The 15,320-nt window shown below is 72.5% G+C and carries 11 protein-coding genes; 6 read left to right on the forward strand and 5 right to left on the reverse strand.

The genetic code is table 11. The features are described from left to right. Positions 1-34: 34 nt before the first annotated feature. From VGN74_RS07550 to VGN74_RS07565, 4 genes are all read left to right on the forward strand, one after another. Positions 35-652 carry an SCO family protein gene (locus VGN74_RS07550; protein WP_327446755.1) on the forward strand — a complete coding sequence of 206 codons (618 nt, stop codon included), beginning with the start codon at positions 35-37 and terminating at the stop codon, positions 650-652. 87 nt (positions 653-739) lie between these two features. Next, positions 740-1,099 (forward strand): four helix bundle protein, encoded by a 360-nt coding sequence (locus tag VGN74_RS07555; RefSeq protein WP_327446756.1) that lies wholly within the window; start codon positions 740-742, stop codon positions 1,097-1,099. A gap of 97 nt (positions 1,100-1,196) precedes the next feature. Beyond that, the gene (locus VGN74_RS07560) at positions 1,197-2,477 is read left to right on the forward strand and encodes a polyhydroxyalkanoate depolymerase (RefSeq protein WP_327446757.1); all 1,281 of its coding nucleotides are present in this window, start codon (positions 1,197-1,199) and stop codon (positions 2,475-2,477) included. Then, entirely contained in the window at positions 2,443-3,174 is a 732-nt protein-coding gene (locus VGN74_RS07565) for a SprT family zinc-dependent metalloprotease (protein WP_327446758.1), read from the forward strand. The genes VGN74_RS07560 and VGN74_RS07565 overlap by 35 nt, the downstream gene beginning before the upstream one ends. A gap of 369 nt (positions 3,175-3,543) precedes the next feature. Here VGN74_RS07565 and VGN74_RS07570 read toward each other — a convergent pair whose 3' ends face one another. Both VGN74_RS07570 and VGN74_RS07575 read right to left on the reverse strand, forming a co-directional pair. Continuing rightward, positions 3,544-5,601, reverse strand: a complete 2,058-nt coding sequence (locus VGN74_RS07570; RefSeq protein WP_327446759.1) for a PBP1A family penicillin-binding protein — start codon at positions 5,599-5,601, stop codon at positions 3,544-3,546. 102 nt (positions 5,602-5,703) lie between these two features. Beyond that, positions 5,704-6,642: an alpha/beta hydrolase gene (locus VGN74_RS07575; RefSeq protein ID WP_327446760.1), complete on the reverse strand. Its 939-nt coding sequence runs from the start codon at positions 6,640-6,642 to the stop codon at positions 5,704-5,706. Between the two features lie 109 nt (positions 6,643-6,751). Here VGN74_RS07575 and VGN74_RS07580 point away from each other — a divergent pair, with 109 nt between their 5' ends. Further along, positions 6,752-7,873: an aromatic ring-hydroxylating dioxygenase subunit alpha gene (locus tag VGN74_RS07580; protein WP_327446761.1), complete on the forward strand. Its 1,122-nt coding sequence runs from the start codon at positions 6,752-6,754 to the stop codon at positions 7,871-7,873. A 22-nt stretch (positions 7,874-7,895) separates the two neighbouring features. Here the strand turns inward: VGN74_RS07580 and VGN74_RS07585 are convergent, their stop codons facing one another. Both VGN74_RS07585 and VGN74_RS07590 read right to left on the reverse strand, forming a co-directional pair. Further along, on the reverse strand, positions 7,896-8,555 hold the full coding sequence (locus VGN74_RS07585; protein WP_327446762.1) for a TetR/AcrR family transcriptional regulator: 660 nt from the start codon (positions 8,553-8,555) through the stop codon (positions 7,896-7,898). A 135-nt stretch (positions 8,556-8,690) separates the two neighbouring features. Next, the gene (locus VGN74_RS07590) at positions 8,691-10,532 is read right to left on the reverse strand and encodes a cation:proton antiporter (RefSeq protein WP_327446763.1); all 1,842 of its coding nucleotides are present in this window, start codon (positions 10,530-10,532) and stop codon (positions 8,691-8,693) included. A 119-nt stretch (positions 10,533-10,651) separates the two neighbouring features. Here VGN74_RS07590 and VGN74_RS07595 point away from each other — a divergent pair, with 119 nt between their 5' ends. Next, positions 10,652-12,781, forward strand: coding sequence for a M13 family metallopeptidase (locus VGN74_RS07595; RefSeq protein WP_327446764.1), 2,130 nt, complete (start codon positions 10,652-10,654; stop codon positions 12,779-12,781). A gap of 867 nt (positions 12,782-13,648) precedes the next feature. Here VGN74_RS07595 and hisS read toward each other — a convergent pair. Further along, positions 13,649-15,118 carry a histidine--tRNA ligase gene (gene hisS, locus VGN74_RS07600; protein WP_327446765.1) on the reverse strand — a complete coding sequence of 490 codons (1,470 nt, stop codon included), beginning with the start codon at positions 15,116-15,118 and terminating at the stop codon, positions 13,649-13,651. Positions 15,119-15,320: the final 202 nt, after the last annotated feature.

Below are 15,320 nucleotides of genomic sequence, written 5' to 3' on the forward strand. Positions count from 1 at the left end.
CGCCGGATTGTCGGCGCGGCTTTCGGACCTGCCCATGCCGCGTGGTCGCATTTTCCTGTTCGCCGCCGCCTGCCTGGGCGTCGCCCTGGCCCTGGCGCTCGTCACCGTGATCGTCGTCGGCGGCCGTGACGCCGCCGAGCCGCGGGTCATCTCGACCGGCCAGCCGGACGTCGGCGGGCCGTTCCAGCTGGTCGACCAGACCGGCCAGCCCTTCACCGAGGCGAAGCTGGAGGGCCGCTGGAGCCTGGTGTTCTTCGGCTTCACCTACTGCCCGGACTACTGCCCGGCGACCCTTGCGGCGATCGAGGCCACCGTCGACCGGCTCGGCCCGGCGGGCGAGGCGCTGCAGGTGGTGCTGATCTCCATCGACCCGGCCCGCGACACGCCCCAGGCCCTGTCGGACTATCTGTCGAACGAGGCCTTCCCGGCCGGCACGATCGGCCTGACCGGCACGGAGGCCCAGGTGGCCGAGGCCGCCCGCGTCTACCGCGCCGTCTACGAGAAGGTCGGGGAGGGCGAGTACTACACCATGAACCACACCCTCACGATCTACCTGATGGGCCCCGACGGCCAGTTCCGCTCGGCCCTCGCCCACGACCTCGGCCCCGACCGCATGGCCGAGGTCATCCGCCGCGCGATGGACCGGGGGTAGGGCTTGGGACTCAGAGCTTAGGGCTTAGGGCTTAGGGCTTAGGGCTTAGGGAGTAGAATGTAGCCGCCATGACACGTGGAGGCTGCAATGGACGGTTACAGGGATCTGGTGGTTTGGCAGCGCGGCATGAGCCTCGCAGAGGCCACCTACAGGGTGACACAGGCGTTTCCGCGGGAAGAGCAGTTTGGTCTGACGTCGCAGGCCCGGCGGGCCGCGGTCTCGATCCCGGCAAACATCGCCGAGGGTTACGGCCGGGGAACGAGGCCGGCCTACATCAGCTTCGTCCGCATCGCGCAGGGCTCGCTGAAGGAACTCGAGACTCACCTGCTCCTTGCCGGCCGATTGGGGCTCTGCCGCAAGGAAGCGATCCAGCCGCTGCTGGCCGAGGCCGACGAGCTCGGCCGAATGATCCGGGCGCTTCTGACGCGGCTCCGCCCTAAGCCCTAAGCCCTACTCACTACCCCCTCCCCCGCTAATCCTTTCTCAGCCCCCGCGCGGTAACCTCCCTTGACCGCCATCGTGCGGGGGCAGACAACGGACGCGTATGCTGTACGCCCTACATGAGCTCGCCTATCACTCGGCGACGCCGTTCCGGATCGGGGCCCAGTGGGCCCGCGACTTCTGGACCCATCCGTTCAATCCCGCGTCGGACACCGCGCTGGGCCGCACGGCCTACGCCTCGGCCGAGCTGTTCGAGAGCCTGACCCGGCGCTACGGCAAGCCGGCCTGGCGGCTGGAGACCATCCCCGTCGGCGACCGCACCGTACGCACCACCGAACAGGTGATCTGGGCCTCGCCCTGGTGCCGCCTGGTCCGCTTCGCCCGTCACATCGGCGACCTCAAGCGCGCCGGCAAGCCGGCCAACGCCCCGGCGGTGCTGATCGTGGCGCCCCTGTCGGGCCACTACGCCACCCTGCTGCGCGGCACGGTCGAGACCTTCCTGCAGGACCACGACGTCTATGTCACCGACTGGGTCAACGCCCGCCAGGTGCCGATGCTCGAGGGCCGCTTCGACTTCTTCGACTACATTGACCACGTCCGCACCATGCTGGCCGAGATCGGTCCGCGCGCCCACGTCGTCGGGGTCTGCCAGCCGGGCCCGCCGGTGCTGGCCGCCGCCGCCCTGATGGCCATGGACGAGGACCCCAACCGGCCGGCCTCCATGACCTTCATGGGCTCGCCCATCGACGCCCGCCTGTCGCCGACGGTGACCAACCAGCTGGCCGAGGCCAAGCCCTTCACCTGGTTCCGGTCGAACATGATCCACACCGTGCCCCTGCCCTATCCGGGCGTCGGGCGGCGGGTCTATCCGGGCTTCGTCCAGCTCTACAGCTTCATGTCGATGAACGAGGCGCGCCACGTCGACGCCCACCGCCGCTATTTCGAGGACCTGGTGAAGGGCGACGGCGACGGGGTCGAGAAGCACGAGGGCTTCTATGACGAGTATCTGTCGGTGCTGGACCTGACCGAGGAATTCTACCTCCAGACCATCGACATCGTGTTCCAGCAGCACCTGCTGGCGCGCGGCCTGCTCAGCCACCGCGGCCGCCACGTCGACCTGTCCGCCATCACCGACATCGGGCTGATGACCGTCGAGGGGGCCGAGGACGACATCTCCGGCGTCGGCCAGACCCAGGCCGCCCACGTCATCTGCCCCAACATCCCCGACGCGCGCCGCGTGCTGTACGTCCAGCCTGAAGTGGGCCACTACGGGGTCTTCAACGGCCGCCGCTTCCGCGAGGAGATCTACCCGCGGGTCACGGCCTTCATCGCCGACAACGAGCGTCTGAGTGCGGTTCCGGGACGGTCAGCGACTGCAGCTTGAGCATCCGGCGCGCGGCGGCCGCGCGCCCCTGACCCTGCGCCTGTCGGTCAACCGGCGGGCGCGGCGCATCTCCGTGCGCATCGACGCCCGCGCCGGCGAGGCCGTGGTCATCGCCCCGCACGAGCGCGGCCTCGAGCAGGCGGTGGCCTTCGCCGGCAGCCGCAGCCTGTGGATCGCCGAGCGGCTCACCGCCCGGGCCCCGGGCGTGGCCATCGCCCCCGGCGCCACCCTGACGGTGCTGGGCGAGCCCGCCCGGCTGGAGGCCGTCGGCGGCGCCGGCGCGGCCCGCTTCGCCCGCGACGGCGCTCAACTGTTGATCCGGGCCGGCGGCGAGGGCGAGGCCTTCACCCGCCGGGTGCTGAACCTGCTGCGGGCCGAGGCGCGGCGCCGCCTGGCCGACCGCACCGCGGTGCATCTGCAGACCCTCGGCCTGCCCCCCGTCACCCTGTCGATCGGCGATCCGAAGAGCCGCTGGGGCTCCTGTACGCCGCAGCGGCGGGCCATCCGCTACTCCTGGCGCATCGTCATGGCCCCGCCGGCGGTGCTCGACTATCTCGCCGCCCACGAGGTCGCCCACCTGATCCGCGCCGATCACAGCCCGGCCTTCTGGGCCGTGGTCGCCGAGCTGATCGGCGACCCCGCCCCCCACCGCCGCTGGCTCCGCGACCACGGCGCGACCCTGCACGCCGTGGGCTGAGGGCCGGGCGGCGCCACACCGCCCCTCCACCGCCTTCGGCGGTCCCCCTCCCCACTGCGTGGGGAGGAAAGGCGCCTCTCCTCCCCATGCAATGGGGAGGTGGCCGGGCGCGTAGCGACCGGACGGAGGGGCGGCGGCTGGCGCCCTGTGAAGGGGGGGGCGATGTCGCGCCCTGCTAACTCCCGCCGTCACGATCCCCCTTCCCCCTCGAGGGGGGAAGGGCCGGGGATGGGGGTGGGACCGCAACGCCGCATGGGGCGGCGCCGGAGGCGGTCCGGCCTCTCGCGCCCCTTCCGGAGACGGAAGCGAACCCACCCCCACCCAAACCCTCCCCCCTCGAGGGGGAGGGCTTCGGTCCCGGATGCCCCCTCAGAAAAACAGCGGCTCGGGCCGTTTCTCGGGCGGGGGGGCCTCGCCGCGCAGGTCGGGGCCGGCCGGCGGCGTCGAGGGCTGGGGCGCGGTCGGGCGCACCACCGGCCGGTCGGTGGCGGGCGGGGTCGAGGGCTCCGGCGCGGCGTCAGGGGCCTTGACGCCGTCGTCGCCGCCCAGCTGGCCGAGCAGGTCGCCGATCGGATCGGGCGGCGTCCAGCCCTCGGGCATGGCCGGGCCGGACGGGATCGGCTGCACGTTCAGGCGCGGCAGGGCGGCGTCCATGAAGCCCTTCCAGATCGCCGCCGGGGCCTGACCTCCGGTGACGCCGCGCATCGGCGAATTGTCGTCCTTGCCGACCCAGACCGCGACGGTGAAGCCGCCGGTGTAGCCGACGAACCAGGCGTCCTTGTAGTCCGAGGTGGTGCCGGTCTTGCCGGCCACGTCGCGGCCCGGGACATTGACCGCCCGCGCCGTGCCGCGCTGGACCACGCCGCGCAGCATCTCGTTCAGATAGTAGAGGTGCGGGTTGTTGATGGCCTGGCCGCCGGCCTCGCCGCGCGCCGCGCGCTGGTAGATGACCCGGCCGGCCGGCGTGCGGATGCGGGTGATGCCGTGCGCCTCGACGCGGCGGCCGCCGTTGGCGAAGGCGTCATAGGCCTGGGCCATCTCCAGCGGACTGACCTCGACGGCGCCCAGGGCCATGGCCGGCTCCAGCCCGACCCGGCTGGTGATGCCCAGACGGCGAGCGGCGCGGGCCACGGAATCGCGGCCGATCTGGTCGGCGATCGAGGCCGCCACAGTGTTGGTCGACTGGGCCACGGCCTCGGACAGGGTCATCGGCCCGGCGAAGGTGCCCGAATAGTTGCGCGGCTCCCAGGCGCCGATGCGGATCGGCTCGTCCACCACCGGCGTGTCGGGGGTGTAGCCGGCCTCAAGCGCCGCCAGATAGACGAACGGCTTGAAGGCCGAGCCGGCCTGGCGGCGGGCGTCAATGGCGCGGTTGAACTGGCTGTCGGCGTAGGAGGCGCCGCCGATCAGGGCGCGCACCCGGCCCTCCCCGTCCAGCGCCACCAGCGCCGCCTGCTCCACGCCGCGGCCCCCGTCGCGCTCGAGGATCCGCCGCACCGAGCGTTCGGCGGCGGTCTGCAGGGTCAGGTCGAGGGTGGTCTCCACCACCAGATCCTCGGTCGGCTCGCCGACCAGGCCGCGGATCTCCCGGTCCAGCCAGTCGATGAAGTACTGGGCGTGCTGGCTCGCCAGGGTGCGCGACACCCGCACCGGCTCGGCGGCGGCGGCGCGGCGCTGCTCGGCGGAGATCACCCCCGCCTGCTCCATCTCGTCCAGCACCACCGTGGCCCGGGCCGCGGCGCGCGCGCTCTCGGAGACCGGCGAATAGCGCGACGGGGCCTTCAGCAGCCCGGCCAGCAGGGCCGCCTCGCCAACCGTCAGGTCCTTGGCGGACTTGTCGAAATAGCGCTGCGAGGCCGCCTCGATGCCATAGGCCCCGGCGCCGAAATAGACGCGGTTCAGATAGAGGGCGAGGATCTCCTCCTTGGAGAACTTCATCTCCAGCCACACCGCCAGCATCAGCTCCTGGGTCTTGCGCCGCAGGTTCTGATCCGGGGTCAGGAACAGGTTCTTGGCCAGCTGCTGGGTGATGGTCGAGCCGCCCTCGACCACCCGGCCGGCGCGGACATTGCGCACCGCGGCCCGGCTCATGCCGATCGGGTCGAAGCCCGGGTGCCAGTAGAAGCGCCGGTCTTCGATGGCGATGAAGGCGGCCGGCACATAGTCGGGCAGCTGGCTCAGGTCCGCCGGCGGCGCCTGCTGCGAGCCGCGCGTGGCGATCAGGGCCCCGTTGCGGTCCAGATAGGTGATCGAAGGCTGGCGATCGACGTCATAGAGGGCCGAGGTGTCCGGCAGGCCGCGCGCGAACACGGCGAAGAACACCACCAGGAAGATGACCACCCAGACGGCCGCCACCCCGCCCCAGTAGAGCGCCTTCTGCAGGGGCGTCCGTCCGCCCGCGCCGCCTGTCGCCGTCCGACCCGCCATCGTCGCCCTCAGAACCCTGTTCGCCCGGTCTTAGCCTGTCCGCGCGCAGGCGAAAACGCCCCGTCATCATCGATGACGGGGCTTTCGGCCGTTTTCGCGGCGTCAGTCTAAAAAGGCGTTCACCTCGGCGGCGAAGACCTCGGGCTGGTCCAGCATGATGAAGTGGGCGCTGTCGTCGATGCGCGTCAGCTGCGCCGACGGCAGGGTCTGGAACGAGGCGCGATAGATGCCGTCGGTGACCTCGGCGCCCATGCCGGGTGCGTTGAAGGCCACGTACAGGACCTCGACCGGCGCGGTGATGTTCGGCAGCTCGGGGCGCAGATCGGTGACGATCAGCTCGCGATAGGCGTTGGCGCTGACCGTGCGGTCGCTGCGCAGGGCCTGGTCCAGCGGCCCGGCGCGCTCGGACTCGGTGTTGATCATGCCGTTGATGGTGCCGACCAGCTGGGCGTTATAGGCCTCGACCGGCGCGGCCAGCATGCCGGCGCGCACCTGGTCGGCGATCGGCGCCACGCTCTCCGGCGTCGCCGTCGGCCCGCCGAACATCGGCCCCATGAAGGGGATCATGTCGACCACCATCAGCTTGCCGACGCTGTCCGGGTGGCGGGCCGCCAGCATCATGCCGATGGTGCCGCCCATGGAGTGGCCGATCACCACCGGCTTCTGCAGGCCCTGTTCGGCGATGTAGCGGGCCAGCTCGGCGGCCACCGGCGCGGCCACCGGGCCCTCGGCATTGGCCTCGGCCGGGGCGCCGGAGAAACCGGCCACGTGCACGGCGTGGATGCGCCAGCCGGGCTCCAGCCGCGAGATCAGGCCGTTGAACACGTCCGGATGCGACGACAGGCCGGGGATCAGGATCAGGTCGCGGCCGGGCGCCGAGGCCTCGCCCTCGACCCGCACATGGAAGCGGCCCGACTCGAAGTCGGCGTGCTGATGCCCGTGCGCGGCCGGCGACTGGGCGAGGGCGGCCGTCGGCACGGCGAGCGCCGGAGCGGTCGCGGCCAGCAGCAGGGCGAAGGCGGAAGCGGCGGTGCGGATCATCTTGAGGTCTCCCCTTGGTGTGAGGGAGAAATGGCACAACGACTTTGCGATGTAAAGTGCTTTATCGGCCCCGCTCGCCGACCGCGTCCGGCCGGTGTAGACAGGCCCCATGAGCGCCGCTGACTCCTCCGCCCCCCGGTCCTCCTCCGATCCCGCGACCGCCGCCCCGACCCGTTTCGGCCAGGGTTTCGTGCGCGACGCCTGGTACTTCGCCGTGCTGGGCCGCGACGTGGCCCCGGGGTCGTTGAAGCGCCACGAGCTGCTGGGCGAGCCGGTGCTGATCGGACGCACCCGCGCCGGCGAGGTCTACGCCATGCGCGACATCTGCCCTCACCGCGCCGCGCCCCTCTCCGCCGGCCGGCTGGTGCAGCACCCGGGCGAGGGCGAGACGGTCGAGTGCCCCTATCACGGCTGGCGCTTCCGCACCGACGGCGTCTGCGCCGCCATCCCCTCGCTGGTCGAGGGCCAGGGCCCGGAGGCGGAGCGCATCCGCGTGCGGTCCTATCCGGTGCGCGAGAGCCAGGGGCTGGTGTTCGTCTGGATGACCGCCGACGCCCGCGCCCCGGCCGAGCCCGACCACGCGCCCCCGGTCTTCCCCGGCGTCGTTGGCGGCGGCCCCCGTCTGGTCGAGGCCATGGACTTCGACAGCCACGTCGACCACGCCGTGGTCGGACTGATGGACCCGGCCCACGGCCCCTATGTGCACCAGCAGTGGTGGTGGCGCTCGACCCGGTCGATGCACGCCAAGGCCAAGGCCTTCGAGCCGCGCGAGTACGGCTTCGCCATGGCCCGGCACGCCCCCTCGTCCAACTCGCGCGCCTACCGCATCCTCGGCGGGGCCCCGGCGACCGAGATCACCTTCCGCCTGCCCGGCTACCGCTGGGAGCATATCGAGGTCGGCTCCCGCCAGGTGCTGGCCCTGACCTGCCTGACCCCGGTGCACGAGACGAAGACCCGCATCACCCAGATGTTCTGGTCCGATCACTGGGTGTTCGGCCTCGCCCGGCCGTTCCTGCGGCAGGGCGTGCGCGCCTTCCTGAAGCAGGACGGCGGCATGGTGAACCTGCAGAACGAGGGGCTGCGCTACGACCCGGCGCTGATCTGGATCGACGACGCCGACACCCAGGCCAAATGGTACCAGCAGCTCAAGCGCGAATGGAGCCGGGCGCGGGCCGAGGACCGGCCGTTCCGCAATCCGGTAAGCCCGACCACCCTGCGCTGGCGCAGCTGACCGGCGACGTCGGCCCCCTCTCCTAGCGGGCCAGGGCCCCGGCGAGGATCGCCTTGATCTGCAGGCCCAGGTGGGCGCTCATCCGCGCCGCGTCCCAGCCGTCATAGGCGGCGCGGCGATAGTTGGCGACGAAGCCTTCCCAGATCAGCGAGGCCAGCAGCGGCACGTCCGCGCCCTTCTGCAGCTCGCCGGAGGCCACGCCGTCCGCCAGCGTCGCCGCCACCGCCCCGGTCAGCGGGGCCAGGGCCTCGCGCGAACGCTTCTCGGCCGCGGCCGGCTGGAACCAGGCGCGGGCCACCACGGCCTGCACGAGCGGCAGCTGGTCGTAGGAGGCGTGATAGGCGGCCGACAGGCCGGCCTCGAGCCGGGTCGCCGTATCGCCGGGCCGGGCCAGCGCCTCGGTCAGGGCCGCCGACACCCGCTCCAGATCCTCGGCCAGCACCGCGTCGAACAGCTCGGCCTTGTCCTGGAAATTGGCGAACACGGCCCCGGTGGACATGCCGGCGCCCTTGGCGATGTCGCGGATGGTGGCCGGCTCGTAGCCGCGCTCGGCGAACAGGGCGCGGGCCGCAGCCATGACCTTGTGGCGCGTCCGGACCTTGGCGGCCTGACGCCGGTTCAGGCGCGGCGCCTCGGCGGCGGCAGCCTCGGCGGGACGGGTCTCAAGGGCGCTCTGGGGCATGACGGCAAGCACTCGAACTGGGCGCGGGCGGGGAGGCGCGCGGGACAGGCGACAGCAACTCCGGAACACCGTTCCGAAGGGGCGAAGGGGCCAGCCTTGAGCACCGAACCGTGACGAAAATGGGGAGAAACTGGCTTAACGGCCCGCCGGCGGGGCATTCCGGCGGGTCGAGCGCAGGGCCCGGGCCGGCCGGTCGCCGCGGCCCTCCGGCGCCGCCGCCTGGAACAGCTGGCGGTACTGGTCGCGGCGCTCGTGGATCGAGGCCAGCACCAGCCCCATGGGCACGCCCAGATCGACCAGGGTGTTCTCCGCCAGCTGCAGGCTGGCCTCGGTGGTCTCCGGCACCGCGTCCGTCACCCCCATGGCGTAGAGCCGCGCGGCATGGCGGTCATCCCGCGCCCGGGCGATCAGGATCAGGTCCGAGCGCGCGGCCCGGGCGGCTGCGGCCACCTCGTCGATCTTGGCCGGGCTGTCCATGGTGATCACCAGCGCCCGGGCCCCGGCCACCCCCAGCCGGCGCAGCAGGTCGGGCCGGGCCGCGTCGCCATAGACTACCGGCAGGCCCTCGCGCCGCGCCGCCGTCACCGCCGCGGCGTCGGCGTCGACCGCCAGCCAGGGCTGGCCGTGCTCGCTGAGCAGCTCGGACACCAGCCGCCCGACCCGGCCGAAGCCTACGATCAGGGTGCGGGCCTCGTCCGCCTCCGCCTCCGCCTCGGGTCCGGGCGCCGTCTCTTCCTCCGTCGGGCGCTGCGGCAGCCGCTGCGCCAGGCGCTGGCCGACCGCGGCCAGCAGCGGGATGCTGAACAGGCTCAGCGTCGCCGAGACCATCAGCGCCTGGGTGAAGGCCGGGGTGGCCAGCCCCTCGACCAGACCGGTGTTGAGAATGACGAAGGCGAACTCCCCCGCCGGGCCCAGCACCAGACCGATCTCCAGCGCCGCGCGCCAGCCCAGGCCCCAGGCCCGCGCCAGCCCGGCGATCAGCACCGCCTTGGTCAGGGTCAGCAGCGCCGCCAGGCCGAACACCGTGACCGGGTCCGCGGCCACGGCGTCGAGATCGAGCCCGATCCCGACCCCGACGAAGAAGACGCCGAGCAGCAGGCCCTTGAACGGCTCGATATGGCTCTCGACCGCCCGGCGGTACTCGGTCTCGGCCAGCAGCAGCCCGGCCACAAGCGCGCCGAGGCTCATCGACAGCCCGGCCGCCTGGGCCGCCGTCCCGGCCCCGACCACCACCAGCATGGCGGCGGCGACGAATAGCTCGGAGCCGTCGGCCCGGGCCACCAGCCGGAACAGGGGGCGCACGACGAGGCGGCCCAGCAGCACCAGCAGGCCCAGCCCGATCGCCGCCGGCACGAGCGACAGCAGGGCGGTTCCGACCGCGCCGGCGTCCGGGCCGGCCGCCGCTCCGGCCCCGACCACGGCGGCGATCACGGCCACGGTGATGAGGATCGGCGCCACCGACACATCCTGGGCCAGCAGGACGGCGAAGGTGGCGCGGCCGACCCCGCTCTTGAGCCGGCCGCTCTCGGCCAGGGTCGGCATCACCACGGCGGTCGACGACAGGGCCAGGGCCAGGCCGGCCACCGCCGCCGCCCCGAGGCTCTGGCCGGCCAGCAGGAAGCCGCCCGCCAGCACGAGGCTGCACAGCACGACCTGGGTCAGGCCGAAGCCGAACACCAGCCGGCGCAAGGCCTTGAGCCGCTCCCACGACAACTCCAGCCCGATCATGAACAGCAGGAAGGCGACGCCCAGCTCGGACAGCACCGCCACCTGCTCGCGGTCGGTGATGGTCAGCCAGGCCAGCCACGGCGCCTGATCGGCGAACCGGCCCAGCCCGTGCGGCCCCAGCAGCACCCCGGCGGCGAGGAATCCCAGCACCGGGCTGAGCTTCAGCCGGCTGAACAGGGGCGCCACCACGCCGGCCGCGGCGAGAAACAGCAGCAGGTCCTTGTAGTCTTCCCCGCCGTGTCCCGGCATGCCCCCTCCAATGTCCCCGTGCGACAGCTGGCCGCCGAATCATGAACGATTTTTTAGGCGGCGTCGCCGGGCCTGCCCGATAGGGTCCGGCCACGCTCTTTTCGCGTGAGGAAATGCTTATGAAGCGACTGCTGACGGGAGCCGCCGTGGCGGCCCTGCTGTGCGCCGGATCGGCCAACGCCCATGACGGGCCGGACCATGACGTCTGTCTCGACGAGGCCTGCGAGATGGTTTCCCTGTTCCGCCAGGTCACCCCGGCCCTGGCCGAGACCGGCTTCGTCGGCACGGTGGCGCCGCGCTACGGGACCTGGGGCTTCGACCTCGAGGGCCGCGACCTGTCGGTGGCCCCGGGCGACGACTTCTTCCGGCACGCCAACGGCGCCTACATGGACGCCCTGGTGATCCCGGCCGACCGCACCCGCTTCGGCTCCTTCGACATCCTGCGCCAGCTCTCGGACAACCGGCTCGAGGCCATGATGGCCGAACTGGTCGCCGACACCGCCGCCGATCCGGCCAGCGACGAAGGCAAGCTGGCCAATCTCTACCGCAGCTACATGGACGAGGCCCGGCTCGAGGCGCTCGACGCCCAGCCGCTGCAGCCGCTGCTGGCCGACATCCGCGCCGCCGGCGACCACGCCGCCCTCGCCCGCCTGATGGGCGCCCGCCAGGGCGGGTTCGGCTCGTCCTTCTTCGGCTTCGGGGTCTCGGACGACGCCCGCAACCCGGACCGTTACGCCGTCTACGTCAGCCAGGCCGGCCTCGGCCTGCCGAACCGCGACTACTATCTGACCGAGCGTTACGCCGACAAGAAGGTGGCCTACCAGGCCTATGTCGGGACCCTGCTCGGCATGATCGGCTGGGACCAGCCCGAGGCCATGGCCCAGGCCATCCTCGACCTCGAGACCCGCATCGCCCAGGCCCACTGGACCCCGGTCGAGAGCCGCAACCGCGACCGCACCTACAACCCCCTGACCCCGGCCCAGCTGATCGAGTCCGCCCCGGGCTTCGACTTCGCCGGCTTCATGGGCGCCGCCGGCCTGACCGACGTCGACCGGCTGGTGATCCGTCAGGACAGCGCCATGCCGCGCCTCGCCGCCATCTTCGGCGAGACCCCGGTCGAGGTGCTGCAGGCCTGGCAGGCCTTCCACACCGCCGATGACGCCGCCCCCTATCTGTCGAAGCGTTTCGTCGACGCCCACTTCAACTTCCGCTCGCGCGAGCTGGCCGGCCAGCCGGAGCAGCGCAGCCGCCAGCAGCGCGGCGTCAGCTTCGCCGAGGGCGTGATGGGCGAGGCCATGGGCCGGCTCTATGTCGAGGAATACTTCCCGCCCGAGTCCAAGGCCCAGATGGAGCAGCTGGTCGCCAACCTGAAGGTGGCCATGGCCAACCGCATCCGCGGCCTGCAGTGGATGAGCGAGGCGACCAAGGTCGAGGCCCTGGCCAAGCTCGACAAGTTCGGCGTCAAGATCGGCTACCCCTCGACCTGGGAGGACTACAGCGCCCTCGAGGTGCGTCCGGACGACCTGTTCGGCAACCAGGCCCGCGCCGGCGCCTTCCGCTGGCAGGACCAGCTCAGCCGCATCAACAGCCCGGTCGATGACGAGGAATGGGGCATGACGCCCCAGACGGTGAACGCCTACTACAGCCCGGTGAAGAACGAGATCGTCTTCCCGGCGGCGATCCTGCAGCCGCCCTTCTTCGACCCCTCGGCCGACCCGGCGGTCAACTACGGCGCCATCGGCGGGGTGATCGGCCACGAGATCGGCCACGGCTTCGACGACCAGGGCCGCAAGTCGGACGGCGACGGCGTGCTGCGCGACTGGTGGACCCCGGCCGACGCCGCCGCCTTCGAGGCCCAGGCCGCCCGCCTCGGCGCCCAGTACGACCAGTACGCCCCCCTGCCGGGCTTCAACCTGCAGGGCGCCTTGGGCATGGGCGAGAACATCGGCGACCTCGCCGGCGTGACCCTCGCCCTGGAGGCCTACAACCTGTCGCTCAACGGCCAGCCGGCCCCGGTGCTGGACGGCGTCACCGGCGAGCAGCGGGTGTTCTACGGCTGGGCCCAGGTGTGGCGCGGCGCCCTGCGCGACGAGGCGATGAAGAACCAGGTCGCCACCGGCCCGCACTCGCCGCCGCAGTTCCGGGTGATCGGCCCGCTGCGCAACATCGACGCCTGGTACGAGGCCTTCGGGGTCCAGCCGGGATCGACCTACTACCTGCCCCCGGAAGAGCGCGTCCGCCTCTGGTAGGGCGGATCGTTTGACCGCGGATCAGGCCGGGTTCCGAAAGGGGCCCGGCCTTTTTCGTGCGCGTGAAGCCCCCCTCTCCTCCCCCGCGCGCGGGGGAGGGGGACCCCGCGCAGCGGGGTGGAGGGGGCGACCGCAGGCGCGGCCCCCGAAAGCCCCGCGCTCCGTCCCTCCCCGCCCCAACCCCGTCATCCTCGGGCTTGACCCGAGGATCGGGGGTAACCGCAGCGCAAGGCCGGCCAACGATCCACCGCGGACAGCCCGACCCTCGGGTCAAGCCCGAGGGTGACGGCAAGGCTGTGAGGAACATGCGGCGCCCCCCCTCTCCTCCCCCGCGCGCGGGGGAGGGGGACCACGCGGAGCGTGGTGGTGGGGGCGAGGGACGGAGCGCCAGGGGTCGCCCCCTCCACCGCCTTCGGCGGTCCCCCTCCCCCATACGCTCCGCTATGGGGGAGGAGAGGGCGTCGCCACTTCACCCCGTCATCCTCGCGACTGACCCGAGGATCGGGGGTAACCGCGGCGAAAGGCCGGCCGACGATCCGCCGCGGACGGCCCGACCCTCGGGTCAAGCCCGAGGGTGACGGCAAGGCTGTGAGGAACATGCGGCGCCTCTGAACCCGCGCGGCAAGCCAGGCTCCGGACACGAAAAAACCCGCCGCGGGGGATACATCGCGGCGGGTCTTCTCGCTCACTGGGAGCGGACGTTTCCTCCCCGAAACGTCTTCGGCGCGGCTGCTTTCCAGCGGCGTCACCGAGTGACCCCACATGACCCGGGGTCATATCGCAAGTCAATCAACTCGCAGGGGAAATCCGCGATTTTCTTGACTGATCGTTGATAAGACCCCGGCGGGTCCCCGCGTTTCTCGAAGGTTATTCGAGAATACGTCGAACGGCCGCTGTCAGCTCGCTCCGCGCCACCGTCACCTGCCCCGGCCGGGCGGCCTTCCAGGCGTCGTGGTCGGCGATCCCGGCGGCCGCGGCGCGCCCGGCGTCGAGGTCCTTGAGCGTGACCTGGCCGGCCGCCAGCTCGTCGCCGCCGAGGATCACCACCGCCGGCGCCCCGCGCCGGTCGGCGTATTTCATCTGCGCCTTCATCCCGGCCCGGCCGAGATAGACCTCGGCGGCGATGCCGGCGCCGCGCAGCTCGGCGGCGGCGGCCAGATAGGCCGGCATGTCCGCATCGGAGAAGCAGATCACCACCACCGGCCCGCGCGCCTCGGCGGTCCGGTCCAGCCCGGCGGCGCGCAGGGCGGCGGCCAGGCGCGACACCCCGAACGAGGCGCCCGTGGCCGGCACGTCCTGGCCGGTGAAGCGGGCCACCAGCCCGTCATAGCGGCCGCCGCCGACGATCGAGCCGAAGCGCACCGGACGGCCCTTGTCGTCGCGGGTGTCGGCCAGCAGCTCGGACTCGAACACCGCCCCCGTATAGTACTCCAGCCCGCGCACCACGGCCGGATCGAAGCGCGCCTCGGCCCCGACCCCGAAGGCCTTCAGCGCCGCGTCGATGCGGGCCAGGTCGGCCAGCCCCTCGGCCCCGGCCGGCGTCGCCCCGACGATCGGGTCCAGCGCATCCAGCACCCCGGAGCGCGGCCCCTCGGCCGGCACGGCGAGGAAGGCCAGCACCGCGTCGATGCCCGCTTTCGACAGCCCGGCGCCCCGGGTGAAGTCGCCGGACTCGTCCAGCCGCCCCTCGCCCAGCAGCAGGGTCACGCCCTGCGCCCCCAGCCGGTCCAGCTTGTCGATGGCGCGCAGCACCGTCAGCGTCTGGGCCTGCCCCTCGACCCCGGCCGCCTGCAGCACGCCGTTGACCAGCTTGCGGCTGGCGATCTTGACCACCGCCTGCCCCTCGCCGAGGCCCAGCGCCGCCAGCCCCTCCAGCGCCATGGCGACGATCTCGGCGTCGGCCTCGGGCCGGTCCGACCCGACCGTGTCGGCGTCGCACTGCCAGAACTCGCGGAACCGCCCCGGCCCCGGCTTCTCGTTGCGCCACACGGGGCCATAGGCATAGCGGCGGTAGGGCTTGGGCAGGGTCTCCCAGTGCTGGGCCGCGAACCGCGCCAGCGGCGCGGTCAGATCGTAGCGCAGCGCCATCCACTGGTCGTCGTCGTCCTGCAGGGCGAACACCCCCTCGTTGGGGCGGTCGGCGTCGGGCAGGAACTTGCCGAGGGCGTCGGCGTATTCGAACGCCCCCGTCTCCAGCGGCTCGAAGCCCCAGCGGGCGTAGACCGGAGCCAGGGTCTGGACGATGCGACGCTCGGCCATGGCCTCGGCCCCGCGACGATCGGAAAAGCCCCGGGGGGCGCGGGCTTCGGGACGGGGCGCAGCGGGCATGTCGGACATGCGCGCCGCTTAAGCCATCCCCCGCCCCGCTTCAATGCGACGGGGGCGACGCGCCCGCTCTCCTCCCCCGTGAAACGGGGGAGGGGGACCGCCGAAGGCGGTGGAGGGGGCGACCGCAAGCGCGACGCCTGACCTCGCCCCCTCCACCCCGCTGCGCGGGGTCCCCCTCCCCCATACGCTTCGCTATGGGGGAGGAGAGGGC

This window comes from Brevundimonas sp., assembly GCF_035998205.1.
Lineage (GTDB): Bacteria > Pseudomonadota > Alphaproteobacteria > Caulobacterales > Caulobacteraceae > Brevundimonas.